Raw genomic sequence first — 22,521 nt, forward strand, 5'->3', positions numbered from 1 at the left:
TTACAATTCAAATTAGTGACGATCGATATATAGCCCGCCCATAAGGAGTGAACCTCCTATATCGGCGGGCTATCCCATCTTCGTAATCTCTTATCCGCCAAATGACTAAAATCCTTTACTTTTCGAATATGATAGTCCATCGATTAACCATAAGAAGTCATTTATGATAGGCTCATATCTTATAAGAAAGGAAGGAGCGAAAGGATATGAGGATGCAAACTTAATGTTTTTCATCTTTTAATGTAATCGCTATCATTTGATTCGAGGAAGGAGTTTGTCATGAAGAAAATGTTGAACAGATGGGTATCTCTAACGATGGTTATTGCAATGATAACGACAATGTTCGGAGGTTATTCCTCCGCGCAGGCAGCATGGGATCCTACCAATGATCTATTGCTGCATTATAAGTTCGATGCCAGCTCGATTCAAGGAACGAGCGTGGTAGATGCGTCCGGCAATGGCTATGACGGCATTATAGGAGGAGATACAACACCTTCAGTTATGATGACGGAAGGTAGAGAAGCCATTAGTCTCGATGGTATAAGTCAATTTGTGAAAGCGCCTTCAGGCGTTTTGAACTCATTAAATGATTTTACGATAGCTTTCTGGGCCTATTTGGATGAGAAACAAGGTCAGTTCACCCGGTTTTTCGATTTTGGAGATACGGATGCTGGAAAAATGTATTTCACAGAAACGTTATTTCTGAGCATGGATGGACTTCCGTGGGGAGAAAACACGCTCAATGGCGGTGATCCCATAAATGTTGGCGAGTGGTCTCACGTTACGTTGAGCAAAACAGGAACCACTTATACGATTTATAAAAATGGAGCGATCCTCCAACAAGCAAATATTGCCGTTAAACCTTCGGACTATACGGAAAGTCAGTTTGTAAAGAACTATATCGGCAAATCAAATTGGCAGGATCCTTACCTTAAAGGTAAAATTAGCGATTTTCGAATCTACAATATTGGATTGTCAGGAGAAGAAGTAGCAGGTCTTGCAGGTAGTAACAGCCTTTCGGATCCGAACCTTAAGCTTTGGTATCAGTTCGAAGAGATGAATGGAACGACGGTATCGGATTCTTCAGGCCATGGATTCGATGGAGCTTATGTTAATACGCCTGCATGGGGGACTGGCGTAAGCGGTAACTCCTTCAAGATGACCGGCGGAGCAAGCGATTCTTCGACGGCTTCGTACGTCAAGATTCCAAACGGCGTGTTAGAAGGGTTAAACGATATAACCGTATCTGCTTGGGTGAAATGGGACAGCGAAGCTGCCTATCAATGGCTTTACGCCCTTGGCGTCGATACAAGCAAATATTTATTCTTCACGCCGAAAATTTGGAATGGGTATCCCTACTCGGCGATCACGTCAAATGGAGGCGGCGGAGAACGCGGATCCAATCTTCAAACTGCTTTCCCAACCGGTGAGTGGAAGCATGTTGCTTACTCACTTGATTCCGCTGCACAAATAAGTACCGTTTACATTAATGGAGAGCAGGCAGCTAAAAATGAAAGCGTAACCGTCAAGCCCTCGGATCTTTACGATGTAAGCAAAGACTATTCAGGTTACATTGGAAAGTCCTTCTATCCTGACCCGTATTTCGGCGGAGAAGTGGATGATTTCCGCATCTACTCAATCCCTCTGACTGAAAATGAGGTACAAGAGTTATATGTTGGAGGCATAGCTGCTGAACAAGCCGTTGCCTTGGCAAAAGAGAAGTTGAGCATCGGAAGCACTATTGTGAACGATGATGTATTTTTGCCGAGCAGCTTCTATGGGACAACCATAACATGGACGTCTAGCAATACGGCTTATTTTAATCATGACGGCTCCGTTACTAGGCCGGCTGAGGGTCAGTCTGTTGCGGAAATTACGTTAACGGCGACCATTCAGAAAGCGAATGCAACTGACACGAAGATTTTCACTATCAATGTACTTCCCGTTGGATTTTCCATTAATGCAGGCAGTTACAACCCTATCATCAAAACGGATGCTAACGGGGACATTCTGTTTACAGCCGATCCGGCTGCTATGGTTGATGGAGATACCGTTTACTTATACGTTGGAAGGGATGAGGCAGCTCCTGGAACATGGTTCTACATGAAGGAGTGGCTGGCCTTCTCATCTACAGATATGGTCAATTGGAAAAATGAAGGCAGCATTCTGAAGAGTGCGGACTTTTCGTGGGCGACGGATGCTTCCTCATGGGCTGCCCATATGACAAAAAGAAATGGCAAATATTATTTTTACACGACAGTTGATCGCGGAGGAGGAAACGGAAACGCAATTGGTGTTGCGGTCTCTTCGAGCCCTACCGGACCATTCGAAGATGCGATCGGTGGCCCTTTATTCGATAATGCGATTACAACAGGAGCACCACTCGCCTCTATGGAAGACATTGACCCTGCAGTCTTTGTCGATGATGACGGGCAGGCTTATCTCTATTGGGGTAATAGCATATTCCATTATGCACTGTTAAACGACGATATGATTTCTATAAAAGATTTGAACGGCGACGGCAAAATTACCGAAGGGCAAGATATATTCACAGGCGCTCCTATTCATAATTTGCCTGGTGGATTTGGCGAGGGAGCGTGGGTTCATAAAGCTAACGGAAAATATTATTTAACCTTTCCCCAGGAGTTGCCGCAAAAAATCGTCTATGCGACGTCCGATAGTCCGAGAGGACCTTGGCAGTATCAAGGTGTTATTATGGATGGTAACTGGGGACCGAATGGCGAGGATGTTTCCGGAACGAATCATCCGGCAGTTATTGAGTTTAAAGGAAAGACTTATATTATCTATCATAATTCAGCACTCCCGTCTGGCGATCATCATCGTCGCTCCGTTAGTGTCGAGGAACTGCGGTATAACCCAGATGGATCCATTCAAAAATCTTATATGTCCTCGACCGGTCTAACCGGGGACGAGATGCTGATCCGGTCGGATCGTCACCCCGACAAATATATTCGATTTAAAAGCGGCAGTAACTATCTGGCGGAGTTCCAAGAGAATGAACTGACTTTTAAGTGGGACATCGCATTAGGGTTAGCCGACCAAGTCACGGTGGATATGGTATCCATTCAAGCGGTGAACAAACCTGGTTACTACTTGGGAATCGAAGGCAACAACGTGACATTGACGAAAAACGACAATACGACGGATTACAAGAATAGAACAACCTTCAGAAAGGTTCCTGGATTGGCGGATGAAAGCGGGGTATCGTTCCAATCCATTATTGATCCTAACGTGTATCTTAGACAATCTGAAACAGACGGATACACCATCAAGGCAGGAGTTTATAGTGGAAACTCCAGTCAGGAGGACAAGCAGGACGCGACGTTCCACCTTGTCAGCGCGGATGGAATGGGTGAAGAACCAACAGAAGAAGGCCCGAATCCTTTGATTAAATATAGCTTCAATGAAAATTCCGGAATGACGGTTGTGAATTCCGGGACTCTGGGTGCGGAGTATAATGCCACTTCGTCCGAAGCTATTACAGCAGTCGAAGGTGTTAATGGAAATGCTCTTTTGTTCGACGGCGTCACGCAGTTTGTCACGATTCCGAAGGAACTGAGCTTTGGCAACGAATTGACGATAAGCATGTGGGTTAAGACTTTGGACAATTCGACGATCTCCATGCTCTACAACTTCGGCAATACCGATGACAAATCCAAATCCATGTGGCTTAATCAACGATCGGCACAAACGCAGAAGCTGGCAGCCGCAATGGAACCTGCTTGGGCGGCAGGAAATGTCATTTCGGATGCGTCGCCGCTTCCGATGGATAGCTGGATCCATTTGGCTATTGGGTATAATGGGAAGTCGATCACCGTTTACAAAGACGGGGTAGCCGTAGCGACGAATACCGCGTCTAATCAGCCTTCCGATTACAATGGAGAGTTCCTGCATAATTACATCGCCAAGTCATTATGGCCGGATCCGTTATTCAAAGGATATATGGATGACTTCCGCATTTATGATCAGACGCTTAACCAGGAACAAATCGCGTCGATGTCGAGTGATCGAAATGCCGTTGTGGTTGCTCAAGATACTGCTGCATTGACACTTGGCGATACGAGTGCGGTGTCAAGGAACATGGAGTTGCCGATGTTGGGAGAAGCCGGTTCTTTCATCGCTTGGAGCAGTAGCGATGAAGCAGTCATTACGAATAAAGGAATTATCACTTTGCATGACTCGGAACAAACTGCAGTACTTACAGCAAGTATCACGAAAGGAAGCGAGACTTCAACCAAATCGTTCACGATTACCATTCCGGATCGCGTAACGGCAGCATTGAACTTCCTAGAACTAGAAGCTGCCGAGATGTCCCTTCCTAACGCAGAAAATATTCGAGGTAATATCACATTGCCGGAGAAAACGGCAGCTGGAGCAACGATTACCTGGGCATCGGATCGGGAAGACGTTATTAGTACCGTAATAACGCCAAACGACGATTATGATATTACTCCGGCAGGGGTGGTTAAGCGCCAGAATTCCGACACGCATGTTAAATTATCCGCTACTTTGTCTTATGAAGGTCAAAGCAAGACGAAAGTCATGACGGTGACCGTCAAAGCTGCGACAGAACCAATCGAAGACAATGAGCTAGCAGGGTATTATTACACTTACTTCCGTTCGAATCTATACGGCGATGGAGAAAGTCAAAATATACATCTCGCGACTAGTAAGGACGGCTTGTTCTGGGATGACATGAATAATAACGAGCCGATTCTCCATGCTACTCTAGGTACGAAAGGCGTACGCGACTCGTATATCATTCGTGCCCCAGAGGGAGATCGATTCTATTTGATCGGTACGGATTTGGATGCCAACTTAGGGAATTGGGGTGCATATTCCGGAAACGGAAGCAAGTCGATATATGTATGGCAATCGGATGATCTTATTAATTGGTCTGAACCAAGACTCATTCCGATTGCACCTGATAATGCCGGGAATATGTGGGCGCCTGAAACGATTTATGACCCCAATACGGGTGAGTATATTGTTTACTTCGCTTCCAATTTACCTGCTGGGCCAAATGATCCGGGTCATCATCGGATTTTGTACGTAAAAACACGAGACTTCTGGACCTTCAGCGAAGCGAAAACATATAAGCATAGAACACCGGAGTATAGCATCATCGACACCAGCATGCTAGCGTTCGCCGGGAACTATTACCGATTTACGAAAAATGAAAAAGATGTCACGATCATGTTGGAAAAAAGCGATAAACCGCTTGGCGAATTTACTCTGGTCAAGGAGAAGGTCGCGGATCAAGGAAGCGTTGAAGGCCCCGGTATCTTCAAGCTGAACGGCCAAGATAAGTTCTTATTGTATATGGACGGATACGGCGCAAGAAACGACGGCTTCTTCCCGACGATTGCCGAATCGCCAGAAGATTTGGATCAAGGGAATTTTCGAGCTCTCGACAAAACGGAATTCCGAATGCCAACAGGCGCCAAACATGGTTCTATGCTGCCGATAACGCAAGAGGAGTATGACCGGGTAATGGCCGAATGGGGCGGTTCCCTCGTACAGCCTGTAACCCCGGGTACAGGCCAGGTGTTGCCTGATCTGGAGTACACATTTGATCTGGCATTGTCAGGAACGACGGTTACGAACTCCGGGAAATCCGGTGCCGCGGGTAACGCAACGATTCATAACGGAGCAACGTATGTCGCAGATGCGGAGAAAGGACAAGTATTGTATTTGAGCGGTGGAGACTCGGAGACGAATAGCCCGTATATGCGACTCCCGGAAAACTATTTCGTCGGCAAAGACAATATTTCCGTGTTCATGGACGTTAAGACGCAAATGAACGGATGGGATCGGTTTTACACATTCTCAATTGCAAAAGACCGGCAGAAATACCTAGGTATTCGTGCAAGCGGCGGCGGTACGTATTCTGCTATTACGGTGAAATCGGATGGATTTGAGCAAATGGCGGAATATGTTGCGACACCTGGTCTTCATGATCAATGGACTAATGTCGGAATCGTGCTAAGCAGGAATGAAGACGGGGTGCACAGTACGTTAAAGATCTATCAGGATGGCATACTCGCAGCAGAGAACATATTGTTAACCGCCAACCTGTCAACGATGGGCGGGGTGCTGAATGCTTTTATCGGCAAGCCCGTCCATGAAGGCGCAGATGTCCCGGGATGGGTAGTTCAGCAGTACTTTAAGGGGTATATCGATAATGTACGAGTCTATAATCGTGCTCTTACCGAAGAGCAAGTTGCTCAATTAGGAGATGGCGGCGGGAAGCCGGACACTGGAGGCGGCATCATCCAACAACCTCCTATAACTCCCGCAACTGATTTAGATAAAGGCGTTGTCATTGCCAAACCGATTATAGACGCTAATGGTATGGCTCAAGTAAGTCTGGGAGCAGAGACTATCCGGGAGGCGATTAAACAATCGGTAGGCGGGAAATTGCAAGTGAAAGTTGAGTCATCCGGAGAACTGAATAAACTGAAACTGGAATTACCGGCGATTGAGCTTCTTGGTGGTGATAATGGCAATGATATCGAAGCTCTCGAGGTGGAGGCTGGACTTGCTTCGGTAACGATATCTACCGAGTTGATCGGCAAGCATGTCAACAAATCGCAAGCCAACATCCAACTCTCAATTGAGAGAGCGGATCTAAGTATCTTGCCGGTCGAAACGCAGAAACAATTAGAGAATGCCAAGGTTCTTGCGTTTGAATTGCTCATTAATGGAATAAGCGTCGATCATTTCGATGGAAGGACCGATGTTCAAGTCGCGATTCCTTATGACCTGTCAAACAGTGAGGACCCGGACAACATCATTATCTATTTCATCAATGATAACGGAGAATTGGACGTCGTGACGAACGGGAAGTATGATGCAGCAGCCGGAAAAGTTGTATTCAAACCAAGTCATTTCAGTAAATATGCGGCAATTTATATCGATGTCCAATTTGCCGACGTACTCCAGCAATGGGCTAGGACGCCTATAGAGGCACTTGCCGCTAGAGGAATTGTGCAAGGCAAAGGCGATAATCGTTTCGATCCGAATGGCAACATTACAAGAGCTGAGTTTGTCGAGATGTTAATGAACTTATTCGGGCTAGCTGAATCAGGCAATGTCGTGTCGTTTACCGATATAAAAGAAGGTGCATGGTATTATGATACGATTGCGGCTGCCGAGCAATTAGGCATTATAAAAGGAAAAAGCGATGGCACGTTTGCGCCTCATGAGCAAATCTCTCGGGAAGATATGGCGGTAATGGCGTATCGGGCTATGGAGTCCGCGTTTCTGAAGTTAACTGCCAGAGAAGTGCCACTGTCGTTTGCAGATGATAATGATATCTCGCCTTATGCTCGAGAGAGCGTTACGCTTTTGCAAGGGGCAGGAATTGTTAACGGCATGAGTAACGGAAACTTCGCTCCGAAGGCAACGGCCACGAGAGCTCAAGCTGCTGTCATTGTATTCAATATTTTGGAGTTAGTATAGAAGTATAGGCTGCCGGTCACAGGGACCGGCAGTTTATAACAAAAGGCTGTAGACTCGCACCTGAGCTACAGCCTCTATTTTTTCACTAACATCGACTAAGGATTTAATTTTTTTACTTGCGACGGAGTCAAACCTTTAATTTGTTTGAACAGCTTAGTGAAGTAATTCAAGTTCCCAATACCGACTTTACTCGCCGTTTCGGTTACGGTTTCGCCGTTCCGAAGAAATCGTTCAGCAATATCCATACGCATACGGTTAACGTAGTCTACATAAGTGCGTCCCGTCGCGGCTTTGAATACGGCGCAAAAGTGAAAGGGGGTAAGATTAACCATTCGTGCTGCTTCAACAAGCGATAATTTCTCGTTGTAGTTCTTTTGAATATATAGAATAAGCGTTTTAAACCGCTCCATGCGTTTATCTAACGAATTTGAAATCTCATTTCCTCGAGAAGGATGGAAATGGCGCGACAAATAGGTGAAGAGCAAATGAATCTTAGCCTTTACAACCAGTTCGTATGCCCGTTCTTTTTGTTCGTATTCTTGAATTACGCTTAGAATAATATCAAGGATCGGACGGAGCTCTTCACCACCATCCAGTTTAGCAGGAAATCGAAGCGTGCCCTCAAGATAAGGAGATAAATAGCGTTCGTGTATAGGGTCGTGGAATGGGCTGTCAAGCAGCGATCGATTGAAGACGAGTGACCAGTATGTTATTTGTTCCTCCGTCGCCGCATATCCAACATGTAAGCCACTGCTTGGCACAATCAGAATAGTGCCGGGGGTGGCTTCGTATTGCTGCCTATCTATATGAAAGAAGGCCGACCCTTCAGCTACATAAATGATTTCAAAATGTTCATGCCAATGCAGATATAGAGCGGTGCGGCCAATCTCGCCCGTCTGGCAAACATTTCGAAATAGGTTAACGGGGTAGAGGCTGTCGCTTAAGTTTGTATTTTCTCTTAACTCTTGAGGGTATGTCATGCTTGTTCCAGCCCTTTCGAAAAGGTTCTCTTGGATATTCGAAAACTTAAGAATGAACGAATATACCGCAAGATTGTATAGAGAATATACGTAAAATTGCGATTATACTCGATGTATAAGCTTATTCTAACTTAAAAAAGGAGTGGTATTCAATGGTTGGTAATCATATTGGAATTCGGATCGGGACAATGGTAGGCGGCGGTGATGCCGTGAGAGTTATTCCGCAAATCGCGGAGCATGGCTTCGAATCGTTTAATTTATCCTTTTGGCAAACGACAGGAGCTTTAAATTTGGAAGAGACGGCCAAACAAGTACGCGAGGTTATTGGTGATCGTGATATCGTCGTTTCTGCGCTCAGCGTCTTCGGAAATCCACTTACAGGGCATGGAGATAATGCGGATACGGTAGCGAGCTGGGAGAGGCTCATCGATCATGCGCATTTATTCGGAGCCAGCCTTGTTTCGGGATTTACGGGAAGGCTGACCAATCAGTCAATTGACGAATCAATTCCCCGATTCGCCGAAGTATTCGGAGAGCTTGCCCGTAGGGCGGAAGATCGCGGCGTAAGGCTGGCTTTCGAGAATTGCGATATGGGAGGGACTTGGCAGTCTGGAGATTGGAATATAGCGCACAACCCTACAGCTTGGGAAAAAATGTTTAACGCCGTTCCTTCTGAGAGTATCGGGCTTGAATGGGAGCCTTGTCATCAGATGGTTAGTCTTATCGATCCGATTCCTCAACTTCGGAAGTGGGTAAACAAGGTGTTTCATGTTCATGGGAAAGACGCTAGCATTGCTTGGGATGTCGTTCGCGAATACGGAATTCATGGTCCTAAACCTTTCGTATGGCATCGGACGCCAGGCTTTGGAGATACGAATTGGTCAGACGTCATTACGATTCTTCGTCAGTCCGGTTATCAAGGGACAATCGATATTGAAGGCTGGCATGATCCGGTATATAACGGCGAGTTGGAAATGACGGGGCAAGTACACGGATTAAACTATTTGAAAAGCTGCAGAGGCGGACATTATATTCCCAATCCGAAGTAATACAAGATTTTATGAGGAGGTCATGAAATGAAACATAAAATAATCGTTGCTGGCTGCGGTGGGATGGCCAATGTTTGGGTGAAGGATGCGTTGACAAGAAAAGATACCGAAATTGTGGGTCTGGTCGACATCAATCTTGAATCGGCTAAATCGATGTCTGAAAGACATGGATTAAACTGCGAACTTTTTACGGATATTTCGGAAGCGTTATCAACTACGAATGCCAATCTTGTTTTTGATGTCACTATCCCTGCCAGCCACTTTCAGATTAGTTCAACGGCGATGAAGCACGGGGCTAATGTATTCGGGGAGAAGCCCATGTCGGAATCGATGGAGGAGGCACGAGAGCTGATAGCTATCGCTGAGGAGACGGGGCGATCCTATTCGATAATGCAGAACCGTCGCTTTAATTCGCCAATGCGCTCGATTCATAAAGCTATTCAAGAAGGTAAGATTGGCAAAGTAGGTTATATAGGAGCAAACTTTTTCATCGGTCCTCACTTTGGAGGTTTTCGCGACGTCATGGACAGCCCGCTCATTCTTGATATGGCCATTCATACGTTCGACCAGGCGCGTTATTTGACAGGATCGGATCCCGTATCAGTGTATTGCCACGAGTATAACCCTCCGGGATCCTGGTATGCGGGAAATGCGTCTGCAGTTTGTATATTTGAAATGTCGGATGGTTCGGTGTTCACTTATAATGGCTCTTGGTGCTCGGAAGGTATGCCGACTTCGTGGGATTCTGCTTGGCGTATTAATGGGGAGATGGGAACGATTATTTGGGATGGTGCGAGCGAACCCTATGCCGAAATCGTCTCACCTATCGATCAGACCGGTAAGTTCATACGAGAATATGAGAAGTTAACCATATCATCGGACTACCTTGAACGTTGGGGACATGAAGGTTGCTTCGATGAGATGTTTGACGCAATTGAGGAAGGCCGATTAGCTGAAACGGACTGCAGAGATAATATTAAAAGCATGGCTATGGTGTACGGTGCGATCGATAGTGCCCGAAAAAGTAAAAAAATTGATCTCCGAGACTATTATTAAGCGCTCAAATAATGATTAGAAACAAGAAGCTGTCAGTCCAAGTGACTAGCAGCTTCTTTATTTATGGTGAGAGTAAATAAATCTACGTTTTAACAGGTAAATCATCAAAGCTTCAACAGGTTGTAGGTTGTCAAGGGAAGGTCTACACTTTGCGTAAGGAATGGTTGAATAGATAGGAGGCGAATGAAGGAATGGTACCAACAAGGAATAGCGAGTTGCATGCGCTTCGAGAAGCTTATAAGCACAAGTTTCTAATCGGAGCGGCTGTTAATCCGACCACAATGAATTCGCAACGGGAATTATTGGCGCGCCACTTTAACAGTATCACGGCAGAGAACGAGATGAAATTCGAACGGCTGCATCCCGAAGAGAATCGGTATACGTTTGAGCATGCGGATAACCTGATGGCGTTCGCCAAAGAAAATGGCATGGCGGTCCGCGGTCATACTTTGGTCTGGCATAACCAAACGCCTGACTGGGTGTTTGAGAACCGTTCCGGTGAATTGGTCGACCGAAACACATTGCTAGGGCGGATGAAAGCTCATATCGATACGGTTGTATCCCGTTATAAAGGCGAGATTTATGCTTGGGACGTAGTTAACGAAGCGGTGGCCGACAGCGGCGGAGAGCTGCTGAGACCCTCCAAGTGGCTCGAAATCGTAGGTAAAGAATTTATTGCGAAAGCATTCGAATACGCGCATGCCGCAGATCCGAAGGCACTGCTTTTCTATAATGATTACAACGAATCGGTGCCTGAAAAACGAGACAAGATTTATGCATTGGTCAAGTGGTTAAAGGAGTCGGGGGTTCCGATTCACGGAATCGGACTTCAGGCGCATTGGAATTTGGAGCATCCAAGCTTATCCGATATTCGCCAGGCAATCGAAATGTATGCCAGTCTTGGCTTAAAGCTGCATATTACAGAGCTTGATGTATCCGTATTTAAATTCGAAGATAAACGTACGGATCTGACATTGCCAACCGAGGAGATGCTGGAAATCCAATCAAAGAGATACGAGCAGTTTTTTCAGTTATTCAGGGAGTACAGGGATTGTATAACGTCCGTAACTTTCTGGGGCGCTGCGGACGATTACACGTGGTTGGACCACTTCCCGGTTAGAAACCGGAAAAATTGGCCGTTTGTTTTTGACCTTGAGCATCAACCCAAACAATCGTATTGGAAGTTGCTTGAGGTAGCACGTTCTTAAAAGTTTTTAGAAGAGATTTGAGGAGGAGTTCGGATTGAGCAAAACGGTAATAACGAATCCAATTATGTGGGCGGACGTTCCTGACGTAGACCCCATTCGTGTGGGGACGACCTATTATATGGTAAGTACGAGCATGCATTCCATGCCTGGCTGCCCGATTATGAAATCGACTGATTTAATGCACTGGGAGATCGTTAGCTACGTGTATGACAGGCTTGAGGATAACGATGCCCATAATCTGCAGGGCGAAAAACACATTTATGGAAAAGGATCGTGGGCCGCGAGCCTACGTTATTACGAAGGTAGATTTTATGTCTGTTTTTCAAGCAACGACACGGGCAACTTCTATGTGTATAAGACCGACGATATCGAAAAAGGAAGTTGGGAACGCTCCGTTATTCCAGGACTCCGCCATGACCCGGGCTTATTGTTCGATGAAGGCCGCGTTTTCGTCTTCTCCGGTTGCGGCGACATCTATATTACCGAGCTGACAGCCGATGCCACGGCGGTGAAACCGGACGGTATCAACCGTCTCCTGTTCGAGACGGAGCGTGATGGTATAGGCCTTCGATGCGAGGGGTGCCATGCATACAAACTGAATGGCTACTACTATTTGATGTTCATCGAATGGCCTCGAACGGGACATGGTCGCCGTAGAGAAATCTGTTACCGTTCCAAGGAGTTATTAGGTCCATATGAACGAAAGATCATCTTCGACGACGATATGGGATACCAGAACAAGGGAATTGCACAGGGAGGTATTTTTGATACTCCAGCAGGCGAGTGGTATGCCATGTTGTTCCAGGATCATGATGCAGTCGGTCGAATTCCATATGTTTTGCCCGTTTCTTGGGAGGACGACTGGCCGATGATCGGTATAGAAGGCAAGGCGCCAGAGCAGTTCGAAATCGATCTGCCTAGCACCGAGGCTAAAGCTTTGGTAATCAGCGATGAGTTTGATTATCCCGACAATCGGCTATTACTCAACTGGCAGTGGAACCACAATCCGGATGACCGTCTATGGTCCCTTACGGATCGCCCCGGATATCTTCGTCTGACGACGGGGGGACTGACGAACAGCGTCGTTCACGCGCGAAATACGTTAACGCAGAGAACGGAAGGCCCAGCATGCTCGGCAACCACCAAACTGGACATCTCCCATTTGAACCCTGGCGACCGTGCCGGCCTTGTTGCCTTGCAAAGCGGATTTGGTACAGTCGGCATACAAGTGACGGAAGACGGAAAGCGATTTGTTGCCATGACTATGAATGGTGGAGATGGCGTGGAGGAAAAGGTTGAGATAGTTCCATTCAATGGAGTTGAGCTTTTTCTACAAATCGAATTTGACTTTAGGAACAGCATTGATCTCGCACAATTCTCATACTCGATTGACGGAGAACAATGGATTGCGATTGGTCAACCGTTGGAGATGAAGTATACGCTTGACCACTTCATGGGATATCGAATAGGATTGTACAACTATTCGACTAAGTACATCGGAGGACATGCTGATTTTGATTATTTCCGTTATACCAAGATGACTGAGTAATAATAGCATCAGTGCCCGCTCGACGAGGCACTGATGTTTTTCAAATTAAAATGTAGGCGCTTTCATTCAGTGGTGAGGATATCAACATAAAAATGAATATAGATTATAACTTTTCGAATATGAAACTCCATCGTGTTGCTTAATATGTTCGGTTACAATTTACCCTGTCAAACATTTCAAACATACAGAGGAGGAGAATTAGCATGATGTTAAGAAAGTCGTTTTCATTTTTATTAGCGCTTACATTGCTTCTAAGTTTTGTACCTCCCCCAGGTACTACTGTGAAAGCAGCGGAACAAGCGATCGCCCAGTCGGACGGTACATTCGAAAACCCTCTAATCTGGGCAGATGTTCCCGATCCCGATATTATTAGGGTGGGAGATGCCTATTACATGTCGAGCACGACCATGCACATGAACCCTGGGGTTCCAATCATGAAGTCTTACGATCTCGTCAATTGGGAAATCGTCAATTATGTATATGATATATTGGCGGATAACGACGAGCAGACGCTTAGAAACGGAAAAAGCAATTATGGGCAAGGTTCTTGGGCGAGCAGCCTACGCTACCATAACGGGAAGTTTTATGTAGCGTTCGCATCCTATGATACGGGGAAGACCTATATCTACCAAACGGCAGATATTGAAAACGGTCCTTGGACTTCCTCCACATTAGATGGCGTATATCATGACATGTCGTTATTATTTGATGACGATGGCCGCGTATATATGGTGTATGGCGGTGGAAATATCCGCATTGTTGAGTTGAATGCAGATGCAACCGCTATCATTCCGAATACGGACAAAGTCATCATTCCGGATGCGAGTTTGGTCGCAGGTCCAAACGTCGGACTTCCAGCCGAAGGCGCACACATTCATAAGATTAATGGCTATTACTATATTTTCACGATCACTTGGCCGCAGAATGATATGCGTACTCAGCTTGTTCATCGGTCTAGCACGATCGATGGTGAATATACAGGCAAAGTTGCTTTGAGAGATGCAGGTGTCGCGCAGGGCGGCATTATCGATACTGTAGACGGAAAGTGGTACGGTCTGTTATTCGGTGATCGCGGTTCGGTGGGACGAATACCCTACCTAGTTCCAGTGACTTGGGAAGACAACTGGCCAGTATTCGGCGTTGATGGCAAGGTGCCGGTAACAATGGACATTCCGGTTAAAGGTACATCTTCCCAAAGCAATTGGGTAGATTCGGACGAATTCTATCAATCTACCAAGCAGGTAAAGGCATTCCATTCGCAATTCGAATTGGCCACTGGTCCAGATGTAATTACGCCTCCTGCCCAGCAACCGCTGACAGAAGGGCCCGAGTTACTCGCAAACGGCGGTTTTGAAGAGGCTGAGCTAGGACCTTGGAGCGGACATGAAAATGCGAATGTAACTCTAACAACGAATGAGGCATTTAGTGGTACGAATAGTTTACTGGTCAGCAATCGGCAAGCCACCGGTTCCGGTCCGCAGCAATCTATAGCTGGAAAAGTAAAAGCTGGAGGGATCTACAAGTTTTCTGCTAAGGTCAAATACAACGGCGATGAAACGTTCCCTGGGACAAAAACTTTCAACATAGCATTCCAAGATGGGGATTGGCAGACGATTAAAGTTATGGGTTCCGGCACCATTACCAAAGGTGAATGGGGGACGATTGAAGGTACTTATACGATTCCACAGGATGCGGTGCTGAATCAGCCTATTATTTTCATTGAAACCGGCTGGACGGCGGAACAGCACCCAGTGAACGACAGAATGGATTTCTATGTGGATGAAGTTTCGTTCGAGGACGTGACCCCTAGTTTGAACTTGCTTGTAAACGGCGGATTTGAATCTGGACGAGATCCTTGGACGGTGCATGAAAACGCGACGTTAGAGGTTACGGAGGATGAATCCTATAGCGGAACGAACAGTTTGTTCGTGAGCGCAAGGGCGACAACGGGGTCCGGACCGCAGCAGTCGATTGCCGGCAAGGTGACTGCGGGAGGCGTATACAAAATTTCCGCTAAAGTGAAATACAACGGAGATGCGTCGGTCCCAGCTACCAAACAGTTTAACCTTGCGTTCCAGGATGGAGATTGGCAGACGATAAAAATTATGGGATCCGGCACGATAACGAAAGGTGAATGGGGAACAATCGAAGGAACGTATACCATTCCTGATTCGCTCGCGCTGAACGAACCGCTAATTTTTATCGAGACAGGATGGACGCCGGAGCAGAATCCGGTAACGGATCGCATGGACTTCTACGTTGACGATGTCGTACTCGAGAATATAACGCCTGCGGGTGGCACTGACCGTACGCAAGTCGGCGAATATGATTACAATGGTTCCAATTTGAAGCTCGTCTGGCAGTGGAACCATAATCCCGACAATCGAAATTGGTCCTTAACCGAACGGCCTGGCTATTTAAGGCTGACAACGGGACGGAAGAGCACTGGACTGCTCGATGCCCGTAATACGTTGACTCAACGCACTTTCGGGCCGGAGAGCTCCGGCATTGTCGCTATGGATGTCAGTAAAATGAAGAATGGCGATTATGCGGGGCTCGGCGCACTGCAGAAAGAATATGGCTTTGTCGGCGTCAAGATGTCCGGGAACGCTAAATCCATCGTTATGGTCAACGGGAGCACTGGATCGGCAGTTGAGGCTGCAAGCGTACCATTAACGCAAGATCGGGTTTATTTCAAAACTGAATTTGATTATAAAAACGGAACGGATAAAGCTTATTTTTACTACAGTTTAGATGGAGCGGACTGGACGGCAATCGGAGATATATTGCAATTGCGTTATACGCTTCCGCATTTTATGGGGTACCGTTTCGCATTGTTTAACTATGCCACGATTTCTACCGGTGGTCAGGTAGACTTTGACTATTTCCGAATCGGAGGCCAGTTAACAGGTGAAGGTTCCTCAGCATCGGTTCTGCAAGCAGAATTAGGTGACGTTGCCGATGTTATTGGCGTACAAAATATGGAACTGGAAGTTCCAGTACGAATGAATGCATTGCCGGAAGGCAACTACAACTCTATAAAAGCTTCCTTCAATATTCCGAAAAATTTGAAGGTAAGCGGTGTGACGTTTAATACCGAGAATATTCGCGGTGAAGCGACCTATACATTTGCCGAAGGACGTTTGCAATTGCAGGTTGCAGGAGATCATGTCCATTTCTCGAACGATTCCTCTAATCTATTTGCAACAATTGAACTAAAGGTTGAAGGCTTCGTACCCTCTGACCAGACCGTTCAGATTCGGACGGATTATATTCAAGTCGAGGGCGGAAACGTATCGTATGACGTTCACAACGCAATTGCCGATGTGGGGCTGAAGTTATTCGATACGGAAGCGATTGCCAAAATTCCGGGCTATGCCAATCCGCTAATGGATCATAAGCTTGGTGCCGATCCATATGCGCTTGTATACGATGGAAGAGTATACATCTACATGTCGAGCGATTCATACGAATATGACGAGAACGGTAATATCAAAGGCAATTCGTTTGCTAACTTGAATAAGGTGCATTTGATCTCCTCCGCAGACATGGTCAACTGGACGGATCACGGCGCTATTCCGGTTGCAGGTCCGAATGGCAGCGGCATAGCGAAATGGGCATATTTCTCTTGGGCACCAGCAGCTGCGCATAAAAAAATCAACGGTCAGGACAAGTTTTTCCTGTACTTCGCTAACGGCGCGGGAGGCATCGGAGTACTTACAGCTGATAGCCCGATCGGGCCTTGGTCAGATCCGCTTGGCAAAGCGCTCATTTCGGGAGATACGCCTGGCGTTCCGGGAGTGGTATGGCTTTTTGACCCGGCTGTACTGGTAGATGACGATGGCAAAGGCTATCTATACTTCGGTGGCGGTATCCCTGGCGGAGAGAATCCGACACAGGAACAGATTGCAAATCCAAAGACGGGCAGAGTCATGGAGCTTGGCGATGACATGATTTCAACAGTCGGATCGGCTGCTGTCATAGATGCACCATTCTTGTTCGAGGATTCGGGTATACACAAATATAACGGCAAATATTATTACTCGTACTGTTCCAATTTCTCCGGAACGCACCCGCCGGGGTCGCCTCCTCCGGGAGAGATCGCCTACATGGTAAGCGACAGTCCGATGGGACCATTCGAATACGTCTCGCCGATTTTGAAAAACCCATATGAGTTTTTCGGAGTGGGTGGCAACAATCACCATGCGATCTTCGAATTCGAGGAAGAATGGTATGTCGTATACCATGCGCAGACAGTGAGCAAGGAGCTTCTGGGCGATGGTATGGGTTATCGCTCCCCGCATATTAATAAAGTTGAATTCTATGAAAATGGCATGATCAAGCCGATTAAAGGCGATAGAGAAGGCATTTCTCAACTTCGAGCAATTGACCCGTACAAGAGAACGGAAGCGGAGACGATTGCTTGGAACGCGGGCATTCTTACCGATTTAACTAATGCACCTGGCGGTCAGTTAGAAAGTTTGAATCTTCAAGTTACGGATGTTCATAACGGAGACTGGATTTCTATAGCCGGAGCAGACTTTGGCGACAAAGGCGCCGCGTCGTTTGAAGCAAGTGTAGCGGCAGGTGCTGGCGGTGAGATTGAGATTAGGATCGATAGCCCTATCGGAGAAGTGATCGGCAAGCTCGAAGTCGGCAAATCGAGCGGTGAGCCAAGCTGGCAGTCGCTGAAGACGGAAGTTGCCAACGTGAAAGGCGTTCATAATATTTTCTTGATGTTCAAAGGAACAAGCGAAGAGAATCTGTTCAATCTCGACTATTGGGCATTTACCGCCAAAGAGGGTGGAGAAGATCCAGGAGAAGAACCGGGTGGTGGAGGATATTATCCGTCAACGCCTCCGGCAAGCGGTAATAGCGATGTGGAAGTTCTTATTAATGGTAAATCTATCGGAGCTGGCAAAGCCGTTACTTCCACTAGAGAAGACCAGTCTGTCACAACGGTTACGTTGGATTCCGAGAAACTGAAGCAATGGTTAACTGAAGAAAAGGATGGAACGGTTGTTACAATACCGGTGAACGCTGATTCCGACGTCGTCATCGGACAGCTTCAGGGGCCTGCCGTTCAAGCACTAGCAAGTAAAAACGCCATTATTGAGTTGATGACGGAGAGAGGCAAGTATTCGATTCCTGCAGCGGCGTTAATCGAGCAGCTTAGCGCGAATGTAGACCTGGAAGCTATAGCGCTGCAAATTGAAATTTCCGTTCCAGCAGATACAATGGTGAATGTCGTTGAGAAATCGGCAGAGCAGGCGGGGCTGACACTTGTGATACCGCCAGTAGACTTCACGATTCGAGTCATGCAAGGAGAGAATTCCGTTGAGATCGCTAAGTTTAATAGCTTTATTGAGCGATTGATAGCCATTCCAGATGGAGTGGATATAGATCGGATAACGACGGCAGTAGTTGTAAATCCGGACGGAACGCTTCGACATGTACCAACTAAGATCGTTATTGTTGATGGTATGCCGTACGCCAGTGTAAACAGCTTAACAAACAGCGTTTATGCAGTCGTATACAATCAGGCGACCTTTAAGGATGTGGAGAAGCACTGGGCCAAGGTATATATCAACGACCTGGCTTCAAGAATGGTTTTGAGCGGTAAAGGAGACGGTCTGTTCAAGCCTGAATCGTCCATTACACGTGCCGAATTTGCCGCTATTATTGTCCGAGGCTTGGGCTTAAAGCCAATCCAAGCAGCAGCGCCATTCTCGGATGTTCGCGAAGAAGATTGGTTTAACGAAGCTGTAACTACAGCTTACTCCTACGGACTGATAAGCGGCTTTGAAGATGGCACGTTCCGTCCATCTGGCAGCATTACCAGAGAGCAAGCTATGGTTATTCTGGCTAAGGCGATGACGCTTACTGGGTTAAACGCAACCCTTGAGGACCTATCTGCGGATGAAATTCTGAGCAAGTTCAGTGATGCAGGTGAAGCCGCATCTTGGGCGAAGGAAGCAATCGCCGATAATATTCAATCGGGTATTATATCCGGCAGAGGCGAAGAGGTTCTGGCGCCGAAGTCAACGATTACGAGGGCCGAAGTGGCTAAGATTGTCCAGCAACTGTTGGTACAGTCGGATTTGATTTAAGAAAGCATGACAGTTAGAAATTAACGGCATTTTAATACCCTATCTCGCGTGCTACGCTGGGATAGGGTATCCTTTTTATAAGCTTAATTTCTTCTTTATTAGCGCTTGCAGGGTCCACCGTGGTTTTCGTCAGGCGAACTTCGTCCCCAATCATCATACGCCCCGATTAGATCCTAATATTGAAGTGAAAACTTCAGACAATTTCATTGATCGAAACGGACAGCCGTTCAATCGTTGGTAGCGATGATTTTTTTAAAATGACATCGGGTTGTGTTCACAACGTCAAAAAATTCGATAATACCGGCGAGGATTTAGAGGATCTAATCTCGATCGGCACCATCGGCCTGATCAAAGCGATCGAAAGCTTCCAAACGGGAAAAGGCACGAAGCTCGCTACCTTCGCCGCTCGTTGTATCGAAAACGAAATACTTATGCATCTTCGCAGCTTGAAGAAGACGCGCAAGGACGTATCCTTGCACGATCCGATCGGCACGGATAAAGAGGGGAACGAGATCACCTTGATCGACATCCTCGGTACGGAGTCCGACGATGTGGCTAAGTATATGCTTCCGAAGTAAGTTTTCTGCGAAAACTTTGTAAGTGCAGCTCAAGATCGAGAAGAGCAAGATTTACAAGAATTTGGACATATTGGATGACCGCGAGAAGGAAGTTGTCATTGGGCGCTTCGGGCTGGTGCATGGCGGGGATGAGCGGACGCAGCGGGAGATTGCGAAGGAGCTGGGGATCTCGAGGAGTTATGTGTCGCGGATTGAGAAGAGGGCACTCATGAAGCTTTATCATGAGTTTTATAAGGTGAAGAAGTAATAGGTGAAAAAAAGAACCTTGTGTAGGCAAGGTTCTTTCATTTTTTCCTTCGTGCCTTTAATTGCTCATTAACTTTGTCCATCATTTTCTCGTAGTTATCTTTGTATCGTTTGACGGAGTGCTGAACATCATCGAATTCTTTTATGATATTTCGCTGACTTGCTTGCGAATGACAGTAGGACCAATCCAGGTGATCATACATGGCACCCATCATTTTTGTCGCCCATTCCAATGAACGTTGATCAAAGGTAGCCGAGTATGATTCTATCCTATCTAAAATAATGTCTTCCATTCCTTGAACATGAATGACAAAACCAGTTTCCTCAACCTCGTATTCAAGAACACGCTCGTACGATCCTGAGTATTTACCGGAGGGAAATTCAACAATTGAATTCATGTCTGGATTGAAACAATCTTTTGAATCCACTCTCACATAACCTAATTGTTCCATTACTCGGTATGGAAAATCCGTATTAACGGCTATTAAATCAATATCCCGAGTTTTGTACAGACCTTGTGTGTAGGTTGCCACAACAAGACCGCCGACGACGATTGGAACCGTTACTTGATTATCTTCGAAAATTTTGGAGATGATGCTGGCGACTGCGAGATCTTGGCGCCAAGTATCTGATATATGTTTGACAGATTCGAACAATTCCAATAGTTCGGGAGCTACATATATTTCTTCCATGCCGTCACCATCTCTTGTGTAGGTTTCGAAAACTTACTTAGATCAAGACGCTGCTCGATCATTCGCATCTCGACCGCGATCACTCGATTACGCTGTTCAATATCCCGCTGTCTTGTCTCTGGCATTTCAGGTACGACATGCGTGAAGTAAGTCACTGGAACCTTGATGCTGTCGAGAATGGAATTGAGCTTTCGTTTCAACTCTGATTTCCCTCCTTAGCCTGTTTTATATCAAGCTTAAACGAAAACCTTGTTTTTATTCATTAGTTCTATTGTACATCAATTATTGGAATTCGGAAATTAGGTTGGCGATCGAAAGCTTCCAAACGGGCAAAGGCACTGGACCCTTTTTTATCTCGAAACGCCGGCGATTGCCGGCTTTTATTTTTTGAGCAAGAAGCACCCATGGACAATCATTAGGCGAATATGGACAAATCGTAATCAGCAAATAAAGCCTGGCGGGCGAAGTCGTGAAATCGTCCATATTTCCCTAACTGAGCTTGATACTCGCGGGAAGCGATTTTCATTATGATAGTTTTATAAAGCGCTTTCTTTTGGGGGAGGTAGAAGATGAAACGAATGTTCGAGCCCGTCGCGTTTGGCAACTCGAAGCTTCACTGGGATTACCGGCTGCGCAATACCGAGCAATACCGGGGGTTCTACCATTGGCATCAGTGCTGCGAAATGTTATATGTGCACGAAGGAACGGGGCGCGTTGTAGTGGACGGCGAAACGTTTCCGATCCGCCCGGGCATGCTGTTCTTCTTCCGCCCGTACCAGCTGCATCAGGTCATGGCGGACGTGAGCTTGCGTGAGCCGTATACGCGAACCATTTTATTCTTCGATCCTCATGTCGTGGACGATCTGCTTCGGCCGTTCGCGAAGCGGTATTCCTTGTTCCGAGCATTGTGGCGCGGGAATCAGAGGACGATGGCCTTCGATTTATCCGCGATCGGGGACGAAATCGAGCGCAACTACGATCAGTACCAATGGCTGAGAAGCCGGGGCATGGGCGAGGATGCCGAAGAAATCGCGATGATGATTCTGCGCAATTTGGAATGCGTGCTCCGCAGCGCGACAGCGCCGGCGTTTCAGGCTCTGCGCGCGGAGGAATGCAAGACTGCAGGTTATGCCCAGCAAGCCATGACATGGATCGACGAACATTATCAAGACAGCATCCATCTGGACGATCTTGCAGCCGAGCTTCATTTGTCCAAATTTTATTTGTCCAAGCTGTTCCACGAGGAGACGGGAAGCACGCTCAAGGCTTATATGACGGCCGTACGGATCCGGCATGCCTGCCGACTTCTGGAAACGACGTCCAAGGCGATCGAATGGATCGGAAGCGAGGTCGGCATACCCAACACTTCGTATTTCGTTCAAGTGTTCAAGCAGGAAGTCGGAACGACGCCGCTCAAGTACCGGACGGGAGCTGGCGTGCGGTCGGCGCCGGGAGAAATGAAAAAGATCAAATGACGGTGAAAATTGAATCCGATTACAAACGCCAATAAACCAACATTTTCGGACATGGATTTGTCATTATGGCGGTCGGATTGAAGGTACAATGGC

The 22,521-nt window shown here is 46.7% G+C and carries 10 protein-coding genes and 1 pseudogene; 8 read left to right on the top strand and 3 right to left on the bottom strand.

All coding sequences use genetic code 11. The features are described 5' to 3' along the window. Positions 1-279 precede the first annotated feature (279 nt). Positions 280-7,485 (top strand): LamG-like jellyroll fold domain-containing protein, encoded by a 7,206-nt coding sequence (locus tag RB620_RS00430; protein WP_308091526.1) that lies wholly within the window; start codon positions 280-282, stop codon positions 7,483-7,485. Between the two features lie 95 nt (positions 7,486-7,580). Here the strand turns inward: RB620_RS00430 and RB620_RS00435 are convergent, their stop codons facing one another. Beyond that, positions 7,581-8,465 (bottom strand): helix-turn-helix transcriptional regulator, encoded by an 885-nt coding sequence (locus RB620_RS00435; protein WP_308091527.1) that lies wholly within the window; start codon positions 8,463-8,465, stop codon positions 7,581-7,583. 152 nt (positions 8,466-8,617) lie between these two features. Between RB620_RS00435 and RB620_RS00440 the strand changes: the two genes are divergently transcribed. The 6 genes and pseudogenes from RB620_RS00440 (at position 8,618) to sigK (ending at position 20,262) form a co-directional block, all read left to right on the top strand. After that, a complete protein-coding gene (locus RB620_RS00440; RefSeq protein ID WP_308091528.1) occupies positions 8,618-9,514 on the top strand; it encodes a sugar phosphate isomerase/epimerase family protein in 897 nt (298 codons plus the stop codon). A gap of 27 nt (positions 9,515-9,541) precedes the next feature. Next, positions 9,542-10,570, top strand: a complete 1,029-nt coding sequence (locus tag RB620_RS00445; protein ID WP_308091529.1) for a Gfo/Idh/MocA family protein — start codon at positions 9,542-9,544, stop codon at positions 10,568-10,570. A 191-nt stretch (positions 10,571-10,761) separates the two neighbouring features. Then, complete coding sequence (locus tag RB620_RS00450; RefSeq protein WP_308091530.1) at positions 10,762-11,778, top strand: endo-1,4-beta-xylanase; 1,017 nt, start codon at positions 10,762-10,764, stop codon at positions 11,776-11,778. A 34-nt stretch (positions 11,779-11,812) separates the two neighbouring features. Then, positions 11,813-13,327 (top strand): glycoside hydrolase family 43 protein, encoded by a 1,515-nt coding sequence (locus RB620_RS00455; RefSeq protein WP_308091531.1) that lies wholly within the window; start codon positions 11,813-11,815, stop codon positions 13,325-13,327. Positions 13,328-13,530: 203 nt separating this feature from the next. Further along, the gene (locus RB620_RS00460; RefSeq protein WP_308091532.1) at positions 13,531-19,437 is read left to right on the top strand and encodes a family 43 glycosylhydrolase; all 5,907 of its coding nucleotides are present in this window, start codon (positions 13,531-13,533) and stop codon (positions 19,435-19,437) included. A 257-nt stretch (positions 19,438-19,694) separates the two neighbouring features. Continuing rightward, positions 19,695-20,262: pseudogene (gene sigK / locus RB620_RS00465) on the top strand (RNA polymerase sporulation sigma factor SigK). 37 nt (positions 20,263-20,299) lie between these two features. Here sigK and RB620_RS00470 read toward each other — a convergent pair. Both RB620_RS00470 and RB620_RS00475 read right to left on the bottom strand, forming a co-directional pair. After that, the gene (locus RB620_RS00470) at positions 20,300-20,953 is read right to left on the bottom strand and encodes a hypothetical protein (protein WP_308091533.1); all 654 of its coding nucleotides are present in this window, start codon (positions 20,951-20,953) and stop codon (positions 20,300-20,302) included. Beyond that, positions 20,935-21,153, bottom strand: a complete 219-nt coding sequence (locus RB620_RS00475; RefSeq protein ID WP_308091534.1) for a hypothetical protein — start codon at positions 21,151-21,153, stop codon at positions 20,935-20,937. The genes RB620_RS00470 and RB620_RS00475 overlap by 19 nt, the downstream gene beginning before the upstream one ends. A 369-nt stretch (positions 21,154-21,522) precedes the next feature. Here RB620_RS00475 and RB620_RS00480 point away from each other — a divergent pair, with 369 nt between their 5' ends. Then, on the top strand, positions 21,523-22,428 hold the full coding sequence (locus tag RB620_RS00480; RefSeq protein WP_308091535.1) for an AraC family transcriptional regulator: 906 nt from the start codon (positions 21,523-21,525) through the stop codon (positions 22,426-22,428). Positions 22,429-22,521: the final 93 nt, after the last annotated feature.

The organism is Paenibacillus sp. LHD-117 (assembly GCF_030929555.1).
Taxonomy (GTDB): domain Bacteria; phylum Bacillota; class Bacilli; order Paenibacillales; family Paenibacillaceae; genus Pristimantibacillus.

Coding starts and splice junctions, on each gene's coding strand:
- RB620_RS00430 (WP_308091526.1), top strand. CDS start 280: ATGAAGAAAATGTTGAACAGATGGGTATCTCTAACGATGGTTATTGCA.
- RB620_RS00435 (WP_308091527.1), bottom strand. CDS start 8,465: ATGACATACCCTCAAGAGTTAAGAGAAAATACAAACTTAAGCGACAGC.
- RB620_RS00440 (WP_308091528.1), top strand. CDS start 8,618: ATGGTTGGTAATCATATTGGAATTCGGATCGGGACAATGGTAGGCGGC.
- RB620_RS00445 (WP_308091529.1), top strand. CDS start 9,542: ATGAAACATAAAATAATCGTTGCTGGCTGCGGTGGGATGGCCAATGTT.
- RB620_RS00450 (WP_308091530.1), top strand. CDS start 10,762: ATGGTACCAACAAGGAATAGCGAGTTGCATGCGCTTCGAGAAGCTTAT.
- RB620_RS00460 (WP_308091532.1), top strand. CDS start 13,531: ATGATGTTAAGAAAGTCGTTTTCATTTTTATTAGCGCTTACATTGCTT.
- RB620_RS00470 (WP_308091533.1), bottom strand. CDS start 20,953: ATGGAAGAAATATATGTAGCTCCCGAACTATTGGAATTGTTCGAATCT.
- RB620_RS00480 (WP_308091535.1), top strand. CDS start 21,523: ATGAAACGAATGTTCGAGCCCGTCGCGTTTGGCAACTCGAAGCTTCAC.